This window comes from Sodalis sp. dw_96, from assembly GCF_018449575.1.
Classification (GTDB): Bacteria; Pseudomonadota; Gammaproteobacteria; order Enterobacterales; family Enterobacteriaceae; genus Acerihabitans.
Map to the genome: position 1 here is coordinate 1 of NZ_JAAVUT010000010.1, position 21,417 is coordinate 21,417.

General features: G+C 52.7%; 20 protein-coding genes. 10 read left to right on the forward strand and 10 right to left on the reverse strand.

Annotated features, from left to right (window positions below; translation table 11 throughout):
- A partial coding sequence (locus tag HB631_RS15605; protein ID WP_213992099.1) for a DMT family transporter occupies nt 1-546 on the forward strand: 546 nt, incomplete at its 5' end.
- A 149-nt stretch (nt 547-695) separates the two neighbouring features.
- Nucleotides 696-1,583 (forward strand): oxidoreductase, encoded by an 888-nt coding sequence (locus HB631_RS15610; protein ID WP_213992267.1) that lies wholly within the window; start codon nt 696-698, stop codon nt 1,581-1,583.
- Between the two features lie 111 nt (nt 1,584-1,694).
- Here the strand turns inward: HB631_RS15610 and HB631_RS15615 are convergent, their stop codons facing one another.
- The 7 genes from HB631_RS15615 to HB631_RS15645 all read right to left on the reverse strand — a co-directional run bounded on the left by HB631_RS15615 (nt 1,695) and on the right by HB631_RS15645 (nt 10,748).
- The gene (locus HB631_RS15615) at nt 1,695-2,582 is read right to left on the reverse strand and encodes a MarR family transcriptional regulator (RefSeq protein WP_213992100.1); all 888 of its coding nucleotides are present in this window, start codon (nt 2,580-2,582) and stop codon (nt 1,695-1,697) included.
- Between the two features lie 93 nt (nt 2,583-2,675).
- A complete protein-coding gene (locus tag HB631_RS15620) occupies nt 2,676-4,802 on the reverse strand; it encodes a N,N-dimethylformamidase beta subunit family domain-containing protein (RefSeq protein WP_213992101.1) in 2,127 nt (708 codons plus the stop codon).
- 9 nt (nt 4,803-4,811) lie between these two features.
- Complete coding sequence (locus HB631_RS15625) at nt 4,812-5,822, reverse strand: ABC transporter permease (protein ID WP_213992102.1); 1,011 nt, start codon at nt 5,820-5,822, stop codon at nt 4,812-4,814.
- Nucleotides 5,823-5,908: 86 nt separating this feature from the next.
- The gene (locus HB631_RS15630; protein WP_213992103.1) at nt 5,909-7,402 is read right to left on the reverse strand and encodes a sugar ABC transporter ATP-binding protein; all 1,494 of its coding nucleotides are present in this window, start codon (nt 7,400-7,402) and stop codon (nt 5,909-5,911) included.
- Nucleotides 7,403-7,405: 3 nt separating this feature from the next.
- Nucleotides 7,406-8,386 (reverse strand): sugar ABC transporter substrate-binding protein, encoded by a 981-nt coding sequence (locus HB631_RS15635; RefSeq protein ID WP_213992104.1) that lies wholly within the window; start codon nt 8,384-8,386, stop codon nt 7,406-7,408.
- Between the two features lie 756 nt (nt 8,387-9,142).
- The gene (locus tag HB631_RS15640; protein WP_213992105.1) at nt 9,143-9,763 is read right to left on the reverse strand and encodes an NAD(P)-binding domain-containing protein; all 621 of its coding nucleotides are present in this window, start codon (nt 9,761-9,763) and stop codon (nt 9,143-9,145) included.
- 43 nt (nt 9,764-9,806) lie between these two features.
- Nucleotides 9,807-10,748, reverse strand: a complete 942-nt coding sequence (locus tag HB631_RS15645) for an SDR family oxidoreductase (protein WP_213992106.1) — start codon at nt 10,746-10,748, stop codon at nt 9,807-9,809.
- Between the two features lie 169 nt (nt 10,749-10,917).
- On the opposite strand from HB631_RS15645, the gene HB631_RS15650 reads away from it, so the two are divergent.
- On the forward strand, nt 10,918-11,367 hold the full coding sequence (locus HB631_RS15650; protein WP_213992107.1) for a helix-turn-helix domain-containing protein: 450 nt from the start codon (nt 10,918-10,920) through the stop codon (nt 11,365-11,367).
- 393 nt (nt 11,368-11,760) lie between these two features.
- Here the strand turns inward: HB631_RS15650 and HB631_RS15655 are convergent, their stop codons facing one another.
- Nucleotides 11,761-12,156, reverse strand: coding sequence for an ATP-binding cassette domain-containing protein (locus HB631_RS15655; RefSeq protein ID WP_213992108.1), 396 nt, complete (start codon nt 12,154-12,156; stop codon nt 11,761-11,763).
- Between the two features lie 556 nt (nt 12,157-12,712).
- Nucleotides 12,713-13,606, reverse strand: coding sequence for a LysR family transcriptional regulator (locus tag HB631_RS15660; RefSeq protein ID WP_213992109.1), 894 nt, complete (start codon nt 13,604-13,606; stop codon nt 12,713-12,715).
- Between the two features lie 373 nt (nt 13,607-13,979).
- On the opposite strand from HB631_RS15660, the gene HB631_RS15665 reads away from it, so the two are divergent.
- The 6 genes from HB631_RS15665 (at nt 13,980) to HB631_RS15690 (ending at nt 19,452) form a co-directional block, all read left to right on the forward strand.
- Nucleotides 13,980-15,152, forward strand: a complete 1,173-nt coding sequence (locus HB631_RS15665; RefSeq protein WP_213992110.1) for an enolase C-terminal domain-like protein — start codon at nt 13,980-13,982, stop codon at nt 15,150-15,152.
- An 86-nt stretch (nt 15,153-15,238) separates the two neighbouring features.
- Nucleotides 15,239-16,135 (forward strand): dihydrodipicolinate synthase family protein, encoded by an 897-nt coding sequence (locus tag HB631_RS15670; RefSeq protein WP_213992111.1) that lies wholly within the window; start codon nt 15,239-15,241, stop codon nt 16,133-16,135.
- Between the two features lie 30 nt (nt 16,136-16,165).
- Nucleotides 16,166-17,509, forward strand: coding sequence for an MFS transporter (locus tag HB631_RS15675; protein WP_213992112.1), 1,344 nt, complete (start codon nt 16,166-16,168; stop codon nt 17,507-17,509).
- A gap of 36 nt (nt 17,510-17,545) precedes the next feature.
- Entirely contained in the window at nt 17,546-17,734 is a 189-nt protein-coding gene (locus tag HB631_RS15680; RefSeq protein WP_213992113.1) for a tautomerase family protein, read from the forward strand.
- Nucleotides 17,735-17,858: 124 nt separating this feature from the next.
- Nucleotides 17,859-19,190 carry an MFS transporter gene (locus tag HB631_RS15685; protein ID WP_213992114.1) on the forward strand — a complete coding sequence of 444 codons (1,332 nt, stop codon included), beginning with the start codon at nt 17,859-17,861 and terminating at the stop codon, nt 19,188-19,190.
- Entirely contained in the window at nt 19,183-19,452 is a 270-nt protein-coding gene (locus HB631_RS15690; RefSeq protein WP_213992115.1) for a hypothetical protein, read from the forward strand. Before HB631_RS15685 ends, HB631_RS15690 begins: the two co-directional genes overlap by 8 nt.
- Nucleotides 19,453-19,683: 231 nt before the next feature.
- Here the strand turns inward: HB631_RS15690 and HB631_RS15695 are convergent, their stop codons facing one another.
- Nucleotides 19,684-20,472: a LysR substrate-binding domain-containing protein gene (locus HB631_RS15695; protein ID WP_255557041.1), complete on the reverse strand. Its 789-nt coding sequence runs from the start codon at nt 20,470-20,472 to the stop codon at nt 19,684-19,686.
- Between the two features lie 236 nt (nt 20,473-20,708).
- On the opposite strand from HB631_RS15695, the gene HB631_RS15700 reads away from it, so the two are divergent.
- On the forward strand, nt 20,709-20,969 hold the full coding sequence (locus tag HB631_RS15700) for a hypothetical protein (RefSeq protein ID WP_213992116.1): 261 nt from the start codon (nt 20,709-20,711) through the stop codon (nt 20,967-20,969).
- The last annotated feature ends 448 nt before the right edge of the window (nt 20,970-21,417 follow it).

A 21,417-nucleotide genomic window follows, 5' to 3' on the forward strand; every position in this document is an offset into this window, starting at 1 on the left:
TCCTCTCCCATATTGATCACCCTCGCGGCATCGGTTTTCGCCGGGGAGAGGATAGGAGAGGGCGCTCTGCTTGGCATTGCTCTGGTGTCGGGCGGTATTATTTCTCTGGCTTTCACAGGGCGCAGGCTTGCGGTTCCAAGCCTGCCGTTTGCCCTGGGGACCGGCTGTTTCATCGCCGCATATAGCGTGACAGACGGCATCGGCGTGCGCCTGTCCGGCGCCCCGACGGCATACACGGTATGGATGTGCGCCTTGTGGGGCGTCTTGATGCCGCCGGTATACATCGGCCTGCGCGGCGCGAGCAGTTTATTCACTGTTCGTCCCGGATTTATCACGGCCTTCATCGGCGGCCTGGTCTCTCTGCTGGCCTATGGCATCATCATCTACGCCATGTCCGGCGCACCCATGGGCGCGGTATCGGCATTGCGGGAAACCAGCGTGCTGTTTGCGGCGTTGATCGGTTATCTTTTCCTGGGCGAGACGCTGACGGTCCGAAAGATGCTGGCGTGCGCGGTGATAGCCATCGGCACGATCATCATCGGCTGACGGCCGCGTGGATCAGCGCCTTAACTCGGGCTGAGTAACCATCAAGTGATCTGCTATTGTGAAAAGCTATTGAGTGAAGAAGGCTGGCCGCAGCCCCACGGCTGTCAGGGCAGTAAATGACAATCAGGACAGGATAAAAAATGATGAAGATGTCTGAAAATCCAACCGTCGCCCTCATTGGTCCGGGGGCCATCGGCACCACCATTGCGGCGGCCCTTCATGAAGTGGGCCGCACGCCGACGATTTGCGGCCGCACGGCGCACGAGCGCCTGGTGCTGCGCGACGACAGCGGTAGCGTCGTCGTACCGGGACCGGTGCGTACTGATCCGGCCGAAATTAAGAACCCGTTCGACCTGGTTTTCCTCGCGGTCAAGTCGACACAGGTGGAGGCGGCGGCACCGTGGCTTTCCGCCTTGTGCAGCGCCGAGACGGTTGTCTGCGTGCTGCAAAACGGCGTTGAGCAAAAAGCGCTCGTCGCGCCGTACGTGTCCGGTGGCACGGTGCTGCCCTCGGTGGTGTGGTTTCCCGCTCAACGGGAACCGGACTCGGTATGGCTGCGCGCCAAAGCGCGTCTCACCTTGCCGGACACGCCGGCCACCGGCGTGGTGCTCGCGGCGTTACGCGACACCCGATGCTCGGTGGACGTCGCGGAGGATTTCACGTCCGTTGCGTGGCGCAAGCTGCTGCAGAACGCGGTGGCGGGTCTAATGGTGCTGACCGGTCGCCGTTCCGGCATGTTCACCCGAACCGACATCACCGAGCTGTCTCTGGCCTACCTGCGGGAATGTCTTGCGGTTGCCCGTGCGGAGGGCGCGACGCTGGGGGACGAAGTAGCCCAAGAGATCGTCGATAAATTTCATCAATCCCCGGCCGACCTGGGCACCTCCATCCTCGCCGACCGACAAGCCGGCCAGCCCCTGGAATGGGACTGCCGGAACGGGGTTGTGCAGCGATACGGCCGCGTTCATGGCATCCCTACGCCGTTAAGCGATCTGATCGTGCCGCTTTTGGCGGCCGCCAGCGACGGGCCTGGCTGAGATTTCTGCCGCGGAGTATGAACAGGGTTCAGGTTGCCGGCCTTTCGCGCCGCGGGGATCATTTAACGGGTCTATCAGAAGAGCGTTTTGACGGCACTCTTTAGCGGATTCTCAATCAACAGAATGGTCAGTCAGACGGGCAACCAGTTGGGTCAGGCGCAGAAACTCCTCAACCGCCAGCGATGGCAGGTCCTGGCACAGCGCCTCCTGAATAACATCGAGTTTTTGATTAATCTCCTGATATTGCTGCTGCCCGAAAGGCGTCAGGGACAGCAGGGAACGACGGGCATCCAGCGGATCGCGGGGATCACGCATCAAGCGGGTGCGTACAAGCCGCATCACGGTTCTGACCGCGTTGCTTTCTTCGATAGAGCCTTTCAACGCGCTGCTGCGAATATCGATTCCCGGCTGGCGGGCCACGATATCCATCAGCACAAACTGCGCGGCGCTCAGGCTGTCACCGCAGAAATCGCGCCAGATTTGTCGATACTGGCGGCAGGCCAGGCGCAGGAAAAACCAGGGATAGTGGGCGAGCGGGGGGATCGACGGGCTAAGGCTGTTTTCACGCACGCGGTGATAAGCAGGTTTAAGCGCCAGGCCCTGGCCGAGAGTTGCCCAGCTCAGCACCACCGCCGCCTGTTCGGAACGACTAAGCGGAGACATTAATTCCAGGCTGATTTGCTGCACCATCGGCACCATATCCTCGAGTATTTTCAGCGCGTCGGGATGTAAACTCAGGATGGCGCGCCGCGAGTCATTGCTGTCTTTGGTGCGCTCAACCAGACCCTGTTCCATCAGTCGTTTGAGGATCGGCCCGATGGTTGCCCGGTCAATACCGATGCGGTCGGCCAGATCGTAATGGCCCACGCCGGGACTGTGATAAAGCCCGGTTAACGTCAGAAATTGCGGTTGGGTAAAACTGTTGCCGATGGTACTACGCCACAGCGCAGAACTTTTTTGATCGGCGGCACCGAGTGCAAAGCCAGGTGTATCGAGCACATGCCCATTCATCTCAGGGCCTCAATAAAAAAATAATAAATGGCCATCACAGTGGCCACTATTCTTGGTTAAGAGTCATGGTTAATAGCGAAATTATTTCGTGCGCGCAGTAAAATTTCGCACCAAATTGGACAACAGTCGCGCCACATTATTATCGCCGTTATTGACCGGCAGCGCGCCGGCAAAAATGATTGAGCCGACCGAGAAGACCGCTCCTCCGCCGGGATGCTCGATTAATACCATATCCGAACGCACATTGCGATTATACAGCCCATTCAAACGGTTAGATACCGTGGTCACATCTTCCGGCACCGGCACATACCATTCGCTGTGCTGCTCCGAGGAGGCCAGGACCAGGGTATTGGCCGGCGTGCCCCAGCGTTTATCGGTGCGGTCGATTTCATCTCCGCTGGTACCGTTCATGATAAGGCCGAAGCCGCCGATCACGTCCTCGTCGATTCCGTCAAAAACCCACGCTAAATCAGCGTTATAGGATTGCGGACTCCGTCGATAGCCGGGCGCGTTGTTATCCCAGCCGTGCGCGCCCATGCCGACGCCAAACAGCTTGTTGGCGCTGCGACCGCGTGTACGCCAAATCCCGCCCAGCTCGCCGGTACCCGCGTGATAACGTTCACCGGGGCAAGCGTCCCAATGGCGTAATCCTTCTGATTTTCTGACCTCCACCACGTGCGGCATATCGGCAAACTGAGTGGTGACCCAGTAGAAACCGTCGCCGCCGAGATACATCAGCGCGCCACCCTCCCCGACGTGGTTTTCATAAGCATCCAGCATCTCACCGCTGTAATACTCGGGATGGGTGCCGGTTAACACCGTCTGATAGGGCTTTAACACGTCCCGCCATTCCTGATTAAGATCGTGCTCGGTCAAAATATCGAACGCCAGCCCCTGCTGATGCAGGAACCAGACGATATACAGGTCGGCCGAGAAACGACGCGGCGCGCCGAATCCCCAAAACCGGTAGGTAGGGCGAAAGTTCGGGATCGGCCGCAGAAAGCTGGAATAGGCCACGCCGGAGCCGTCGTTATGCAGGTCGTAATGACTTTTCCCCCATTCCTGATGGATAGCCACCAAATCTTCCCAACTGCCGGTTTGCACCGGAATTTCACTGCCTTGCTCGAAATCGCCTTCGGTAAGGTGCTCATTGGCGTAGGCCAGATAGGTATAGGTTGCCAGAATCAGCGCGATTTTTGCGGGTTCGGCATTAATGGCGGGCCTTAGCGCCAGCGGAATATAGTCGTCAGCCAGACCCCCGGCGCGCAGTCTAATGGCATAGACACCGCTGTTCAAGGTGGCGGGAAGGGTCACGTTCGCCGCCACCGGCCAGCAGGCATCGCTTAAGTCATCATCGTGAAAGTGGATGCTGTTGTATTGCTCCGGCGCCTGTTGCCAGGAGTGATACTGATTAGTCCAGCCGGGTCCGGTCATGGCACGGGTCGGCGCATTAATCAGCGCCAGCGGGATTCCACTGCCGCTGATATCGGGAACCGTCTGTAAACTCATCTGTTGCTCAAATGCCCACTGGGCTATCAACGCACCATCGCTGTATATTTTCGGCGCGGCGATTTTGCCGTTATAGGGCTGACGGGGAAAGAGCTGATTGTCAATTTTCTCGAGCCATCCGGTTGCCAGCAGCACCTGACTTTGACCACCAAGAGGGATGCCGTCGCCTTTTATCGAAGCCAGGGGGTGTAGCGCCGTTTTACCTTCAGTGTGAAAATCGACAGTCAATTCGCTGCCCCGCGGGTTGATACGCAGAGTGATGTTGAACCACTGATGTGACGGTAGCGGCTGTTCCATCGCCAGCACCGACGTTCCATGCTGCGACAGTGTAAGGCAGCCGGCGGTAGACAATCCAACACACACACCGGCTTCCGGCAGGCTGAAGATGCCCTGGAATTCATGACGACGCGGCAGGGTGGGCCAGAGGGAAAATGTGACTTCAATAGACTGTCCCAACGATAAGGCGCGCTGGCTTATCGCGTAGGAACCTATCGGCGTATCGTACTCTTTGACCTTTAACGCCAGCGGCGCGAACTCGCTGATTTCTTCATAGACAAATCCGGGACCGACCGGATTTTCATCGCCATGCAACAGGCGAACCAGACTCAGTTGCACGTCCTCGACGCTACTGCTTGCCATCACGTCAATGCTTTCTCCGGCGCGACAGCTCAGGGAGGAGAGATAACCGATAAGATACATATTCACTCCTTAACGAGATTTATGGATGTAGAAACGCACCGCTTCCAGCGCGGCGGCCATCACCAGTACGCCCCCAGTGATAATGCCGCTCAGCTCGGTGCCGATATCCAGCAGGATCAGCCCGTTACGCAGCACGCCAATCAGCCACACTCCCACCAGCACCCGCCAGATGCTGCCTTTACCGCCGGTGAAAGGGATACCGCCGAGCAGTACGGCGGTGAGGATGATCACCTCGAAGCCGTCTCCCAGCGTGCCGGACGGCGCACTGTCCAGTCGGGCGATTTGCAGCAGTCCGGCGATGCCCACGGCTGTGCCGGTCAGGGTATAAAGCGCGGTGACAATCTTTTTGACGCGGATTCCAATCAGGAACGCGGCACGGGGATTCACGCCAATCGCGATAATTTGCCGACCGATGGGAAAACGGGTCGTGGCTATCACGCTGAAGAGGCCGATGACGGCGGCGGCGATCACCAGATTAGGCAGGCCAAAGGTTGAACCGGACCCAAAATTGGCGAAGGCGTCGGGAAAGCCATAGATGGAGCCTTGACCGAGGTACTGAGCCAAACCGCGCGCGGCGGCCAGTCCGCCAAGGGTAACCACAATCGGCGAGAAATTAAGCATGCCGATCAAGAAACCGTTCAGCGCACCGGCGGCGGTGCCGACCGCCAGCCCGACTAAGATGCCGGGGAACAGGCCCCAGGCGTTGATTGTCAATCCTGCGGTAACGCCCACCAGCGCCAGCACCGACCCAACCGAAAGGTCAACATACCCAGCCATCATCAGCATGGCGAACACGGAAGCGACGATAAAGGTCGGGGCGTTTTGGGTGGCCACGGCCAGCAGGTTGCCCAGCGTGAAAAAGACGTCGCTTTGGGTAGAAAAAAAGATCATCAGGGCTACGGTTGCCACCGGCAGAATCCATTTGGTCGCCAGCAGCGCCAGTGATTTAAAATTCATCGGACTGCCGGAAGCCACAGAGGTCGCCAGAGGGCGGCGGGGCTGATTGGTGGTGGTCGACATAACGTTGTTCCTGTCTATTCAAAAGGGGTAAAAACGATACAAACCAGGGCCGGAAATGGGCCGATTGTTACCCTGGGACACAGGGCTTAGCCATGGGCAAGGGTGATCAATGCTTCTTCGCCCACGTCGGGTGACACGATTTCGCTGACCTGTCCGTCAACCAGCACGATGACCCTGTCCGCCAGCGCCACAATCTCTTCGGCGTCACTGGAAGCAAAGAACACGGCGCGATCCTTTAAAGCGGCATACGCGCGGATCAGTTGATACAGATCCTGTCGCGCGCCGACGTCAACGCCCTGAGTGGGTTCGTCCAGCAACAGCAGATGAGTGGCATCAATACCGGTCATCCAGCGGCCCACCATCAGTTTTTGCGCGTTACCGCCGGAGAACGTTTCAGCATCGCGGGTGGGTTCCGCAGGGACTAAGCCCACCATTTTTGCGGTCTTCTCAAAGGTTTCAGCTTCAATGGCGAGTGAGCGCCACGGATGGGACATGGCCGGGAAATGCGGCAGCAGCAGGTTTTCCTGTGCGCTCATCCCGCTGAACAGCGACTGTTCCTTGCGGTCTGAGGCCACCAGCGCCACGCCGCTGCGCCTCGCGAGCAGCGGATTTTTCAGATTGATCGGTTTGCCGTGCATCAGCAACTGACCTTTGCTGCGTCGCACTCCCGCCAAACCCTCAAGCAGATCGGTGCGTCCGGACCCAAGCAGGCCGAAAATACCGACGATTTCGCCGTCGTGCAGGCTGAGATCCACCGGTCCGGTCCAGCTTGACATATAGTTTTCGAGCCGGATAAAAGGCTGTCCATGGGTACGGGTTTGGCGTGCGCCCTGCGGTTCGCTTTCGGGAGAAATGGCATGAACCAGATCGCTCAAGGTGAGCTGATCGATGCTGCGTGTCCACAGCACGCTACCGTCGCGCAGCACCGTGGCCGAGTCGGCCACTTCAAGCACCTCACGCAGCAGGTGAGTGACATAAATCACCGTCAAACCGTGATCCTGGGCCAAGCGGCGCACCAGTTCCAGCAGGGCGGTGACTTCGTTTTCGCTCAGCGCCGCGGTGGGTTCATCGAGAATCAGCACCGAGGGCTCTTTAAGCAGGGCGCGGGCAATCTCGATAATCTGCTGCTCGCCCACGCTCAGGCTTTCCACCAGTCGCGAGGGGTCGAGATCCACTCCCAGCGATTCGAGGATTTCAATGCTGCGCTGTTTTTGCGCGCGGAACCGGATGGTTCCCAACGCGGAGCGCATTTCGTTACCCAGAAAAATGTTGTCGCTTATGGTGAGTGAACCAATCAGCTGAAAATGCTGATAAATGATGGCTGTTCCCGCCTCAAATGCCGATTTTGGCGTAAAGCTGTGCCAGACATGTTTACCGATAATCATTTCGCCGGAATCCGGCGTTATCGCTCCGCTGACACAGCCCAGCAGCGTGGATTTCCCCGCCCCGTTTGGCCCCAGCAGCGCATGGACCTCACCGGCTTTGAGATGAAGATCCACGCCTTTCAACACTTCGTGGGAAGCGAAGGATTTACGCAGATTTTTTATCTGCAAACCGCCGGCGGCGAGGTCGATGCTCATGGCTTAATCCTTATACTGGGCAATCAGCGCATCAAGCCGCTGCGGATTTTTCAACGTGCCCAGCTCAACGGAAGTTTCGTAATCTTTACGGCCTTTTCCGGTAATGGCGGCAATAGAGTTATCGATAATCGATTGCGCCAAATCGTCAAGCAGGATGGCGGCGGAAGCGCGGTATGCACCGCCTTTTTTCACCGCTTCCAGCCCTTCCACCGTGCCGTCCTGGCCGGCGATATAGACATCGGCCGGTTTGATGCCCGCATTGGTAAACGCGCGCAGCGCGCCCAGTGCCGCATCATCGTTAATACCGATAAACACGCGCAAATCCGGATGCTGACGCAGTGCATCTTCCGCAATCTGCAAACCGCAGGCCTGAGTGGCGCAATCCTGTTTGGACACCACTTTTAAACCGGCTTTATCAAATAGCGCCAAAGGTTGATCCCAGCGTCCGGCGAATCCGGTCAGGGGCGTTAAGGTGGTGACCGCCGCGGTGATCCCGCCATTCGGGTAGCGTTGCTTGACCCAGGCCAGCGCGTCTTCGCCTACCAATCTGCCGCTCTGAACGTTGTCAAAACCCACTGATCCATCGGCGTTGTCGCTGTGACCGGCATAAGTCAGCCATTTGGTACCTTGCTGTTGTGCCTGTTTACGCAGGCCGTTCAGTGCGGTGCCTTCCACCGGCAACACCACAATGGCATTTACGCGGCGGGTCACCCAACTTTCAATGGTGGCGCGCTGTGATTCGAGATTGCTTTGTTGCGTGTTATCCAACAGGACCTTAACGCAGCCATTTTTCTCGCCGGCTTTCACGACTTTCTTTTTCAGTGCGATGGCGAATTGCGACTCGCCGACCGGATGGCTAAAACCGATGGTATAGGTCTTTTCACAGGTTTTGGCCGCAGCCTCGGCGGCGGATGTCATGGCAAAAGTCGTCGTCACGACGGCGGTCGCTAACGTCAGCCCGCGATAAAAATGTGTTGATTGCATTGAAAACCTCTGATGTTGGTTCGTTATATAAGCAAGTGAACGAGGATGGGTGAAGCAGTGCAGGTGCGCTCTTTTGGCTCATTCCTTCGACGAATTTTTGTTCGACACTACCTTCTCAAATAAAAGTAACATAGAATGTGTAGCATGTAAATAGATCGAAATATGTTCAAATTAAACGCGCATCATTCAGGCTACTGACCAGTGGATCCTGTGGGATGGCGGGGAATAATGGCGCGTCAAATAGCGATAACGCCGGTATACGGAGCGTGGATGCAACGTGAAGCGTGGATTGATTTGTGTTGGCACCGCGGGAACGATGAATGTTAGACCGATAAAACATGCCATACATTCTATATTATAATTTGATAATCACGAGAAGGATGAACATTGCCTGGCGGTAAGTAAATTGATGCATGATTTATGCCATTTGACAGATCAGGCCAACATTAAAACCGCTCTCTTTAGACCCGATTGATGCGCCGCGCCGCAAAATGAGTGCCGACGAGTCATGGCCCTGCGGCAGAACATAATGTGCCGTATAGCCTGATCGGCAATGCACACTCAACGGCATCGATCCTGAGGCACTGCGACTTGAGGCGTTCTGCCAGCGCCTCGATGCGGAGGCGGGCTTGGCGCTGCCGCAAATGCATCCTTCACAATCTGGACATTTTCTTGTGCGCTTATCGAAATTTCTCCATTTCCCTTACATGTGATTGTGTCCAATCTAATCAGATACGTTGTGGACCCGCCGGTGATTCAGCCGATATCGACGTTCAAGGCGATATCCCAGGTGCCGGCGCCGTTTTTGGCCAGGCCAATCATCATCAGACCGAGCGCCTCGAGCGTCTGGGCCATATACAGGCCGCCGACATCGAACGGACGCAGCCCGAGACTCGCGATGAAGGTCGAGACGTGTGCCTTGGCTTCCGGATCGTCGGCTGCGATAAACGCGTCGAGGCGTCCACCCCGGGCAAGTACGTGGCCGAAGAGGGTATTGAACGCCTTCACGACATGCGCGCCGGCGGGGGCGCCCTTGGCGATCTCCTGCGCACCGGAACTGCCGTGGGGGGTGACGAGGCCCGAGAGGTCGGCGGCAACCGGGTTGGTGATGTCGATGATCACCTTGCCGACAAGCGCGTCCCCGTAATCCGCCACCACCGACGCCGCACTGCTGTACGGCACGGCAAGGATGACGATGTCGCCCGCCGGCGCGGCGCCGTACCTCCCTGGGGTCGCTCCGGCTGCAAGCCGGTCGGCCAACGCCCGCGCCTTGGCGGGGTCGCGGCTGACCACCTCGACGCGGTGTCCGGCCTTGACGGTACGACCCGCGATCGCCGCGGCCATGCCTCCTGAACCGATGATACTGATAGTGCTCATGTGCGGTTTCCTCGTGAGTTGGGGTATTGCCTGCGTCTGCCCATCAGCCGGCAGGGAAGTAATGGCCGTTGTCCAAATCGGCGAGCAGCCCGGGCTGAGCGGGTTCCCAGCCGAGGACCTGGCGCGTGATGGCGTTGGACGCCGGGACATCCAGCGTGACCAAATTCGCGAGGAAACCAAAGTATCCCGGCAGCATCAGTACGTCCGCGGGAATGCTCACGGCCGGCAGATTCAGGCGGTTGCCAATGGCCTCGGCGATCTCGCGGAACGAGACGCCCTCGTCGCCGACCGCGTGCCAATTTCTGCCGGCTGGGCCCTTCTCCAGCGCCAGGCGGAATAAGGAGGCGAGGTCGCGGCTGTGCACGGCGGACCATCGGTTCTCGCCGTCTCCGGGGTAGCCGACGACGCCCTTTTCCTTCGCGAGCCCGATCAGCAGCGGGATGAAGCCGGCATTATCGGTCGTGCTGTGCATGATGGTAGGGATCCGCACGATTGAAGACCGCACGCCCTGCTCGGCGAGGCCGATTACGGTGGTTTCTACGACGTTACGAACCCGCAGGGTACCCTTGTACGCATCGCCGCCGGGAAGAGGCGGGTCCTCCTCGGTGGCCGGCCGGCCCAGGTTTTCCCACCCGGGCGAGCCAATGCTCCCCGACACGACCAGCGCCTTTCCGGTTCCCGCCAGCGCCTCGCCGTACGCGAGCATGATCTGGAGCTCAGCGGCCGCCACGGCGTTAATCCCGCCGGAGGGAAGCAGGTCTTGCCTGTGCGCGACGTGGATGACGCCGTCGGACGCCGCCGCCGCCGCCTTGAGCCCGTCGAGATCCTCGAGGCTGCCGCGACGCACCTCCGCGCCGAGCGCGGACACCGCCGCCGCGGCCGTATCGGACCGGGCCAGGGCGGTGACCTCGTGGCCGGCGGCGGCGAGCTCGGAGATGATGTACGGACCGGAATGGCCTGTTCCACCAGTAACAAATACGTGCATGTGAGTGCTCCTTGTGAGCGATGTGGTGCGAAAAAGTGGTGCTACGGCTGTGCTCAACATCTAAGCCATGCTAACCAGATCACTTGCAATAAACAAGTGATATTACTTTTAATAAGCAAGTAAACAATGGAGTTTGCTTGCGTCATGCAAGCGATGTTAAGATTTAGCCATGAAAACGACGAGTAAAGAAGTTCGGTCCCACTGCGCAGTAAACTACGGCGTGGAGATCTTCGGCGACCGGTGGTCGCTCTTGATCATTCGCGACATCGTTTTTGCCGGCAAGAAGACGTATGGCGAGTTCCTGAAATCGGAAGAGGGAATCGCGACCAACATCCTGGCTTCCCGCCTTGCCTTTCTTGAGGAGCAAGGGATTCTCTCGAGGGCGCCCAGCCCCGACGACAGGCGCAGGGACTTCTACACTCTGACCGAGAAAGGCCTGGACCTCATTCCCATCGTGCTTAACATAGTCATTTGGAGCGCGAAGCACGATTCGGAGTCGTACGTGCGGCGCAGCAAGGAGTGGGTTGCTCGATTAAGCCAAAACCCCACGCAGGTGAGCGAAGAGGTGAAAGCGCTGGTCCGCAATGGCGGATGTATGTTTCCTGATAGCGAGGAATGAGCAAGACGGCAAGCATGCCCTGTCACGCGCACGAACGAACGGCGTGAAAATTACGGCCGCTACGCCGGGAATGCCGGCCACCAGACTGTCGAGCCGAAACGATAAGCTGGAAAATATTCCGCCTGTTCCCAAACAAAAAAACAAAAAGCCCGGCTCAGTTCCCTGAAGCGGGCTTTTCCAGAATTTTGGCTCCTCTAACTGGACCTGAATCCATACGCTAATAATTTGTTGAGAAAACATTATTTTATATATGACCAAATGGTATGGACATAATTTTGGACATATTCTAATGCGGAGGCAAGAGATTTTAATTTGCTTTAATAGTATTTGGGGGGCGTAGTATGACCGGATGGTGCCCGAAATCAAAGAGGGAAAAATACAAAGCCTGATGGCCTACCGTGGGCCCATTTCGTTACCCAGAAAAATGTTGTCGCTAATGGTGAGTGAGCCAATCAGCTGAAAATGCTGGTAAATGATGGCTGTTCCTGTCTCAAATGCCGATTTCGGCGTGAAGCTGTGCCAGAGATGTTTACCGATAATCATTTCGCCGGAATCCGGCGTTATCGCGCCGCTGACACAGCCCAGCAGCGTGGATTTTGCCGCCCCGTTCGGCCCCAGCAGCGCATGGACCTCACCGGCTTTGAGATGAAGATCAACACCTTTTAACACTTCCTGAGTATAGGTCTTATCACAGGTGTCGGCCGCGGCCTCTGCGGCAGGCGCCGTGGCAAAAGCGCCGGTCACGACGGCGGCTAACATCAGCCCGCGATTAAAAGATGTTGATGGCATAGAAACCCCTGATGTTGATTCGTTAAATACGCAGGTAAACGGCGATGGGTGAAGCAGTGCCAGAGTGCTCTTTTGGCGCATTCCTCTGGCGCATTTGAATAGGCTGAAATATGTCCAAATTTACCCTGTGATAGCCAGGAGTCATGCCAATGAATCCCATGGGTGACGGGCCCTTGATCACGGGCTAAAGAGCCAATATTGGGATATGAGAAGCGTTATAGCCGGGCGAAGCGCCATTTGCTCGTAGGGTTGCAATGAGACGAAGGGACGCGAGAGGGCAATGAAAACATGCTACATATTCTATAATTCATAAAGGCCCACGTTGAATGAAGGGTAAAGCGTGCCGTGGGGCAAGAGAATGTACGCAGGTTTTATGCCATTTAAAGCTCCTGCAGAAAATAGAGTCCTGCCGAGCGGAAGAAGAGGAAGCCGTGAGAGGGTCGCGGGTAGCTCTGATTCAGGTAAAAAAACCTTTGAACATTCCGTTTTGACGTCAGCTCAACAATGATGTATGCATGTGCCAGAGCGTATTTGTAAAGGCGAAGAGGAGAGCCTCCTAGCGCCAGCTTGCGTCCTGCGCGAGAATTTTTTGCAATATCATATGGAAGGCTTCATTGTTATTATCCCTTCGCCAAATAAAATACAAAATATTATCCAACGGATAACCGCAGTCCAATTCACGGTATACCACGTTGTCCAATTTGAACGTTGACGCGCTCTGTGGCACAAGGGCCACGCCGAAGTTGACATTCACCAATGAAAGAATATTCACTGTACTGCTTTCGTAAAGAACATAATTGGGTTTAACATCCGCGCGGTCAAAAGCCTGAGTTAATAAATCATAAAAAGGTTTCCAGGAAACGGAATACATGATGACAGATTGATTTTCTAGATCTTCCAGTCTTATTTTTGAATGAGACGTCAATGGATGATCTTTAGGTAGGGCTGCGATAAAGGGCTCATGAATACAAACATGGCTTTCAATAATAGAGCGCGTAGGAACAATACGTGAAATGCCCAAATCAGTCTGCTGTGAATAGACTGACTCTAACAAATCATAGGTTGAGAGCTGTAGCAGAGAGATTTTTATGTAGGGATGCTCATCTCTGAGCATAGCCAGAGTTCGGGGTAAATATTGATAAAATGCATTGGCGACAAACCCCAATGAAACCGAACCCTCCTCACCGTTGGCGATTCTTTTGGTAATTTGTTCTACTTGGTGGATGTGCTCTAATAATTTACTTGCCTCCCGATAAAAAATTTTCCCCGCCGCGGTTAATGAGACCGAGCGTGTACTGCGATCGATAAGTTTGACATTTAACTGATATTCCAGTAACTGAATCTGACGCGTTAACGGTGGTTGACTCATATTAAGAGTATGAGCTGCCCGACGGAAATTCAATTCCGTCGCTACCGTCACAAAACAGCGCAGTTGATTCATATTGAGCATACATGATCCCAATGAGTGTCTCGGTAAATGCTTTTCCAGTAAACCTATGTTAAAAAAAATTTTTTGGCAATCTCAGGTGACAATAGTGTGATACCGTTCAAAAAAAATAACGGTGTTTTATCTTTTATATCAACCGGCAATGGTGGTGATTTATCATGTAACATAATGATTATTATAAACAATATTTTTTTGACTTTTTGTCGTGGTGATCGATGTCACACTATAAATTATTTTTTATTCTAATTTTGGTATCAATTGTGACAACAAGTAGATTAGACAGAAGGGCATTGGGTAAGCATTCTAAGTGAAATAACGACATTCAATTAATGATGGGTAGATTTAATTGAATTACATTTTCGCCAAGGAGTTTTCAATGCCAATTATTAATCGAGTTGAAGTCATTGAGTTTAGCTATGATGTCAAAGATATGGGGGCGGCTTTTAAAAATGCGCATAATCACGTTGGCTACGTTAAAGGATCAACCCTGAGATTGTCTAAATACGCGCTGGTGGTGGACTGTGATGACGGCTCGCGAGGTGAATACGTGGCCCTGTGGGGCGGCACCAAACCGGCTTTGGCGCAAACATTGATGCTTGCCGGCGATTTACCTGGGCGAGACTCGGATCAACGGGAAGCATTCTATACGGAATGGAATCGCCGTCTTTGCCATATGGACCATATGGGACAAGGGCCGGTGGATATCGTGTTATGGGATCTTGCCGGTAAACAATGCGGGAAATCCATTTCACGTATGATTGGTCAGTATCGCGATAAACTTCCCGCCTACGCCAGCACATATCACGGCGACGAGGGAATGTTTGATAGCAATGCAGCGTTTACCGACTTTGCCGCGGCTTGTTATGACATGGGCTATCGCGCGTTTAAACATCATGGCTGGTTTGATGGCGATGCACAGCGCGAGGCGTCGTTGATCCGGGCGCTGGGTAATGCCGTAGGCGATAAGATGAAGTTGATGTATGACGCCGCCTCCGATTTAAAAACGTTTGCCGATGCTTTATATGTAGGGCACGCCTGCGATGACGCCAACTTTTTCTGGTATGAAGATCCTTATCGGGATAACTCATTGTCCGCATTTTCCCATAAAAAATTAAGAAGCTTAATTAAAACCCCGTTGTTGATTACCGAGCATGTGCGGGCATTGGAAGCAAAATGTGATTTTATCCTGGCCGGAGGAACGGACTTTGTCCGCGTCGATCCTGAATATGATATGGGCATCACCGGGGCGCTGAAAACCGCGCATATGGCGGAAGCCTTCGGGCTTGACGTCGAGATCCACGCGCCGGGGCCGGCTCATCGACAACTGATGGCTTCGATCCGCAATACCAACTTTTATGAACTGGCGGAAGTGGGGCCCAAATTGAAGAATATTTTACCCCCTTGCTATGCGTGCGGTTATCAAGATGAATTGGATTCAATAGACAGCCAAGGGCGAGTGACGGTACCTGATGGTCCGGGCCTGGGCGTGACATATGATTGGGAATGGCTTAATGCCCATGCCACTCAACGGCACGTGTTTGAAAAATAATATATTTAAGCCGACAGAAAATTCAACCCGTTGCAAAAGCATAATGATTGGCTGGGCTTGATGCTCAGCTTTTTAAGAGAGTATTTATGAATAACGCATATTTCGCAGGTGTTAATGCCGCAGCCCTGACAGCCTTGAACAAGGATTTATCGGTTAATTATGAAAAGTCGGTAGCCCATGCTCATTGGCTGTTGAATAATGGATGTAACGGATTGGCGGTGTTGGGCACCACCGCAGAAACACATTCCTTGAGTCTTAATGAGCGAGAAATGCTGCTGGAAAGAATGGTGGATGGCGATATCCCCGCTGAAAAAATGTTACCGGGGACCAGCACATGCGATATTCCCAGTACGGTGAGATTAACCCGGCATGCGGAGCGAATGGGGTGTAAAGGGGTTTTATTATTGCCGCCATTTTATTATAAATCACCTTCTGTTACCGGGTTGCTAAATTATTACAGTGAAGTCATTGAACGCGTGGGTGGGGATATAAAAATCTACCTCTATCATTTTCCGCAGCAATCGTCAATTCCTATTACAATAGATTTGATTGAACTTTTAATAAAAAAGTATCCGCATAAGATAAAAGGAGTGAAAGATAGCAGCGGTGATTTTGAAAATACCCGGGCTTATATTGACAATTTTTCTAAAGAGGGTTTCGAAGTCTATTCAGGCGCTGACGCAAGTTTCCAATCGGTACTAAAAATAGGAGGCGCTGGCTGTATAACAGCAACAACTAATATTGCATCGTCTTTGGCTGCTAAGATCTATGCTCATTACCAAAGCGAGCAAGGCAGCAAAGCGCAGGAGAAATTGGCGGCGGTTAGGAATATCGTGTCTTTGGGCGATACCATTCCTACAGTGAAAACGCTGCTGAGCTATATCTTAAACGATAGTACCTGGGAGACTGTTCGTCCTCCTCTTTGCCCCCTGGCAACGTCTCTAAAGACACAAATTCTTTCATCTTATAGAGAATTGATTTAATCATAATAATAAATTTGCGGGAGTGTCACGATGGACGCTTTAGTAAAGAAAACCAATATAAGATATACGATGCTGGTGTTTATTGGCGCCGCCATGCTGGTTAATTTTATCGACAGGGCAACGCTGTCGGTCGCCGCCCCGCTGATGAGCAAAGAGTTAGGGTTCGATGCGGCGGCGATGGGATGGGCATTTTCCGCCTTTGGCTGGGCCTATATGATATTCCAGATACCCGGCGGCGTCTTGCTGGACAAATACGGTTCACGATTGGTTTATGGTATCGCGGTCATCGTATGGTCGGTTTTCACCTTTTTACAAGGAGTCGTTTATATATTCCCTTCTGCTTTTCTAATGCTATTTATATTCCGCTTTTTCATGGGAATGGCCGAGGCTCCGGGAACACCGGCCAGTAGCCGTTTAACGGTTCAATGGTTTCCTAACAATGAACGCGGATTTGCAACTTCCATATATCAAACGATGCCTTATGTTGCACTGGGTGTCTTTACACCGGTGTTGACCTATTTTATCCATACGTTCAGCTGGCATTATGCATTTTATTCTTCCGGGCTCCTTGGGACAGTATTCGGCATTATATGGCTGGTATATGTCCGCGACCCGGTAAAACATAAAAAAGTGAACATGGCGGAAATCGAGTACATCAAAGAAGGGGGTGGGATACCGGCGTTAGGTTCAGAAGAGCGGGGAAGTAAGCCAAAAATAACCTGGCCTCAGGTCAAAGCAATGTGCTGCAACAGAATGATGATTGGGGTTTATATCGGTCAATTCAGCTTAACATCGATAACCTGGTTTTTCTTCACGTGGTTCCCGACTTATCTCTACGAAGCTAAAGGAATGTCAATCATTAAGGTTGGCTTGGTTGCCGCTATTCCGGCATTGGCAGGGTTTATTGGCGGAATTGTCGGGGGAGTGCTGTCCGATTATTTACTGCGTCGGGGATCCAGTCTAACGTTTGCACGAAAATTTCCTATCATATTGGGCATGTTATTGTCCTGTACCATCATCATTGCCAATTATACTCAGTCGGACGTCATTGTGGTCTTGGCGATGAGCGTGGCTTTTTTCTCCAAAGGATTCGGCAATCTGGGCTGGTGCGTTTTGAGCGACACCTCGCCAAAAGAAGCTATCGGTTTGGCGGGCGGGATATTCAATACCTTCGGAAATATCGCAGGGATTTTAACGCCCCTGGTGATTGGCTTTATATTGAAGGCAACCCATTCATTTGATCTGGCGATACTCTATGTCGGTTCTATGGGTATTATTGGTGCAGTATCCTATATCTTTATCGTAGGGCCGCTCACGCGACAGGAATTGAAGACAACAACGGCAAAATCGGTTACTACGAAACGTTTGGTTTAACGTAAATTATAAATAATAGTGATTTAAGGAAATAAAATGCCTAATGTGATAATCAGTTTTTTAGCCGGTAGAGATTTAAATCAAAAAAGAGACATGGTGGAGAAAGTTACCGAAGCATTAATGAGTTCTTTAGGATGCCAGCGTGATTCTGTGCATATTGTGATGCATGAAATCACCGAAGAGCAGACCGCCCATGGCGGCATATTGCGCTGCGATAAGAAATAAACAATCCGTTACTAAATTCGGCGGACGAAAAAATTATAAATTACACCTAAATCATCATGAAAAAGGATTCATGAAATTTTGTGGTATTCATGTACTTATCACTCTACTGCCCTGAGATACTGCTATGGAATATCAAGTGAATTTACAAAAAGAAAAAAGGACCAGAATAAGATTTGTTATTTTGATTTTCCTTTTCTCCGCCACGGTTTTTAATTATATCGATAGAGCAACATTATCTGTGGCCGCCCCTTTTATCAGTAAAGAGTTAGGATTCGACGCGGCGACCATGGGATGGGCGTTTTCTGCCTTTGGCTGGGCCTATGTCGCTTTTCAATTACCGGGTGGTTGGCTATTGGATAAATATGGTGCCAGATTAGTCTATGGTTATGGGCTGATTGTTTGGTCATTATTGACTTTTTTACAAGGTTACGTTCATTTGTTTTCCAATGCCTTTCTGATCCTGTTCGGACTGCGGTTCCTCATGGGTATGGTTGAGGCTCCGGCTTTTCCCGCTAATAGCCGGCTTAGCGTTCAATGGTTCCCTAATAACGAGCGCGCCTTTGTAACATCGGTCTATTCGGCCGCGCAATATATTGCCCTTGGCATATTTACGCCGATTATGACATTTATTCTTAAAAATTGGAGCTGGCATTCTATCTTCCACTGGGCCGGTGGCAGCGGCATGGTTTTAGGCGCATTGTGGTTATGGTATGTGCGCGATCCTCGGAAACATGAAGGCGTTAACAGTGCTGAATTAGAGTATATCAGAGACGGCGGTGGTATTCCTGATCTCAGCTCTGATGATAAAAAAACGTCGATTAGCCTAAAACAATTAAGAATGTTGGTTTGCAATCGAATGATGATAGGCGTTTATATTGGTCAGTTTTGCCTCACCGCTATCACTTGGTTTTTCCTGACCTGGTTCCCGACTTATCTCTACTTGGCAAGGAACATGTCCATCATAAAGGTAGGATTAGTGGCTTCAATCCCCGCAGTGGCTGGTTTTATCGGCGGATTGATGGGCGGGGTTTTTTCAGATTTTCTCTTGAGAAAAGGGTATAGCTTAACCGTAGCAAGAAAGATCCCGATTATGGCGGGTATGATTTTTTCATGCATCATTATTTTGGCTAATTATGTTCAGTCTGATGTGGCCGTCGTCATCGTCATGAGTATAGCCTTCTTCTCAAAGGGATTTGGCAATATCGGCTGGTGTATTCTTAGTGATACCTCACCTCAGGAGGTACTGGGTGTGGCTGGCGGCGTATTTAACTTTTTCGGAAATATCGCCAGTATTGTTACTCCTTTATGCATCGGTTTTATTCTTTCACGAACCGGATCATTTAATCTTGCCATATTGTATGTGGGGGCCATGGGCATGTTAGGCGCCATTTCTTATTTGTTTATCGTGGGTCCATTAAAGCGACTTGAATTACGCCCTGGCCATCAAAATGCATAGGGTAGAAAAAGGTCATACCCGGTTGTCCTTTTTAAAGTCCCAAATCAAAACCAGCACGCGTTTCACTCTGGTGCTCTTTGCGTTGGGGGTACGGCTGGGATTGGCGGAAGCCGTAAATGCGGGTATTACCACGGTCCATAACCGGGCACACAATATTCGCCAGCCTGCTTTTGCCGATGCAGACATTCGGCAGCTTAGTTCTTCATTGCAAATGGTGCAATCCGCCACGCCAGTGATACCGTTATCGCCGACGCAAGAATAATCAAAAAAGCGGGCAGTCTGGTGGAAATCGATATCACCGCGCTAGCGGCTGAGTCGGCGCAGAGGGTGGGGGAAGCGGCGTTGGAAGGAAGCAGGCAAGTTTAGGGCGTACTCTGGCTCGATAACGGCAAAAAGCCCACTCATGTTTCCCTCGGTGGGTTTTTCTCACTATGGCGCATCTGATTGAATTCAAGATTTGAATTATTCAAACGTTGGGCTTCAATCCTGATGCTCACTTGCGGGATGCCAGGTCCCGCAGCCGCAAGCGCCAGGGCGAGTGAGGACGAAACTGCTCTTGCATCATGCCCATAAAGGCCCGGATCCGTTCCGGTAGCCCCGCGCTTTGGTGAGTCAATGCCACCACATTCGCATCGGGCGGTTTCCAGTCCGGCAACAATTGCACCAGCATGCCCTGCGCCAACGCATCGGCGACATCCCATTCCGAACGCATAATGATGCCCAATCCTTCCGCCGCCCATTGGCGGATCACTTCGCCGTCATTGCTGATCAATACCGGCTGTGTGCGGATATTGACGGTGGTCCGCCGCTGGCGGAACTGCCACAGGGTGACATCCTCATTATTTTCATGCAGGGCGATGGTGGGCATTATCGCCAAATCACTGGGGTGTTCAGGCAAACCATGGCGCTCGACAAAACCGGGAGAGGCGCAGGCTATGCGCCGGTTAGGCGCAATGTAATGGCTAATCAAATTTGAAGAGCGCAGCTCGCCGATATGGATCACCAGATCAAAACGGTCGCTACTGGCCACCAGCGGCTGATCGGAGAGTGTCATCCTGATCTCCACCTCTGGATAACGCTGGCGAAACGCGGCAACCACCGAGGCGACATAACGCCGGCCGAAACCAAACGGGGCATTATTGGTCAGCTTGCCCACCATGCCATGACGCCGGGCGTGAAGCTCCTCCAGCAGAACGTTGAACTGGTCGATGATGCCGATACCGCGTCGGCAAAGCAGCTCGCCTTCATCGGTGAATTGCAATTGGCGCGCCGAACGATCCAATAGCTGGATTCCCAGCCGCGTTGAGTGGCTGGAAGACGCATGAAGTCCGCGGTTGGGTCCCTAAATGGGAGCAACCTCCTCATTATGAGATCAAGACCACCAGTAATTCTCGCTCGGTGCTAAAAATTCTGGAATCTCAGGAGGGATGGGTAGAACTCAGGATTGCACGGACGGGCGAGTTGTTCACGCTGCTACACCGTCCCGAGGGTATCAGGGAGTGACGGATCATCGATCAGGTGATCCGCCCCGATCTGCCCGAGCGGCTTAATGTTGGTGTTACCGCCTATTCTGACTACAGTTCACTGCGTACTTTTCCCGACTACAATATCAAGGGGGCGCCGGAACAAAAAGCGGATCTGGTGGCACAAATTGAGCGTATCGATTTTCGTCGGCCAAAAATGAGTGAGCGATTCCCCATCGCTAATCTTGATGCACCGCTCGAGGGCCCAATCGGGCCGATGGTCCAGGCTCGGCGCGACGATTTTATGTCCGATTGAAGATTTTGCCGCTAACATTGTCAGCCTGTTTATATATCTGCTCCGGGATCGCGGGAGGCGGAGCGGACGAAATTATCCTGCCGGGTTTCAATGTCACGCGGATATGGTGCCTTTTTTTGCCGCGAGGGTGACGGAACCGGCGTAATATATGTGGTCTCCATTTTACGTCCCGGCAACTGCGCCTAGAAATATTTCATAATATTTTAAATTGACAGCACTATATGGTAACGAAGTAGGGAAAAATGAATACATTTTTTTAAAATTAATTTAGCAGACAGAAAACTTTACCGTCATTTCGCTACTCAAGCATTTTTTGCCTACAGATTGGTAATTCGATGAATTATTATTTTCCAGTGCACAAAAATATTTCGAATCTAGATGGCTTGGCTTTTTCTAAAAGTCAGCGATATGTATTTCATATGTTTGATCATAAAAAAGTATTAAAACA

What these genes read in the sequence shown, in the direction of transcription:
- HB631_RS15690 (WP_213992115.1), top strand. Translation starts at nt 19,183, where the DNA reads ATGCATAGGGTAGAAAAAGGTCATACCCGGTTGTCCTTTTTAAAGTCC.
- HB631_RS15680 (WP_213992113.1), top strand. Translation starts at nt 17,546, where the DNA reads ATGCCTAATGTGATAATCAGTTTTTTAGCCGGTAGAGATTTAAATCAA.
- HB631_RS15645 (WP_213992106.1), bottom strand. Translation starts at nt 10,748, where the DNA reads ATGCACGTATTTGTTACTGGTGGAACAGGCCATTCCGGTCCGTACATC.
- HB631_RS15610 (WP_213992267.1), top strand. Translation starts at nt 696, where the DNA reads ATGTCTGAAAATCCAACCGTCGCCCTCATTGGTCCGGGGGCCATCGGC.
- HB631_RS15665 (WP_213992110.1), top strand. Translation starts at nt 13,980, where the DNA reads ATGCCAATTATTAATCGAGTTGAAGTCATTGAGTTTAGCTATGATGTC.
- HB631_RS15625 (WP_213992102.1), bottom strand. Translation starts at nt 5,822, where the DNA reads ATGTCGACCACCACCAATCAGCCCCGCCGCCCTCTGGCGACCTCTGTG.
- HB631_RS15655 (WP_213992108.1), bottom strand. Translation starts at nt 12,156, where the DNA reads ATGCCATCAACATCTTTTAATCGCGGGCTGATGTTAGCCGCCGTCGTG.
- HB631_RS15660 (WP_213992109.1), bottom strand. Translation starts at nt 13,606, where the DNA reads ATGCTCAATATGAATCAACTGCGCTGTTTTGTGACGGTAGCGACGGAA.
- HB631_RS15685 (WP_213992114.1), top strand. Translation starts at nt 17,859, where the DNA reads ATGGAATATCAAGTGAATTTACAAAAAGAAAAAAGGACCAGAATAAGA.
- HB631_RS15675 (WP_213992112.1), top strand. Translation starts at nt 16,166, where the DNA reads ATGGACGCTTTAGTAAAGAAAACCAATATAAGATATACGATGCTGGTG.
- HB631_RS15640 (WP_213992105.1), bottom strand. Translation starts at nt 9,763, where the DNA reads ATGAGCACTATCAGTATCATCGGTTCAGGAGGCATGGCCGCGGCGATC.
- HB631_RS15630 (WP_213992103.1), bottom strand. Translation starts at nt 7,402, where the DNA reads ATGAGCATCGACCTCGCCGCCGGCGGTTTGCAGATAAAAAATCTGCGT.
- HB631_RS15620 (WP_213992101.1), bottom strand. Translation starts at nt 4,802, where the DNA reads ATGTATCTTATCGGTTATCTCTCCTCCCTGAGCTGTCGCGCCGGAGAA.
- HB631_RS15650 (WP_213992107.1), top strand. Translation starts at nt 10,918, where the DNA reads ATGAAAACGACGAGTAAAGAAGTTCGGTCCCACTGCGCAGTAAACTAC.
- HB631_RS15670 (WP_213992111.1), top strand. Translation starts at nt 15,239, where the DNA reads ATGAATAACGCATATTTCGCAGGTGTTAATGCCGCAGCCCTGACAGCC.
- HB631_RS15635 (WP_213992104.1), bottom strand. Translation starts at nt 8,386, where the DNA reads ATGCAATCAACACATTTTTATCGCGGGCTGACGTTAGCGACCGCCGTC.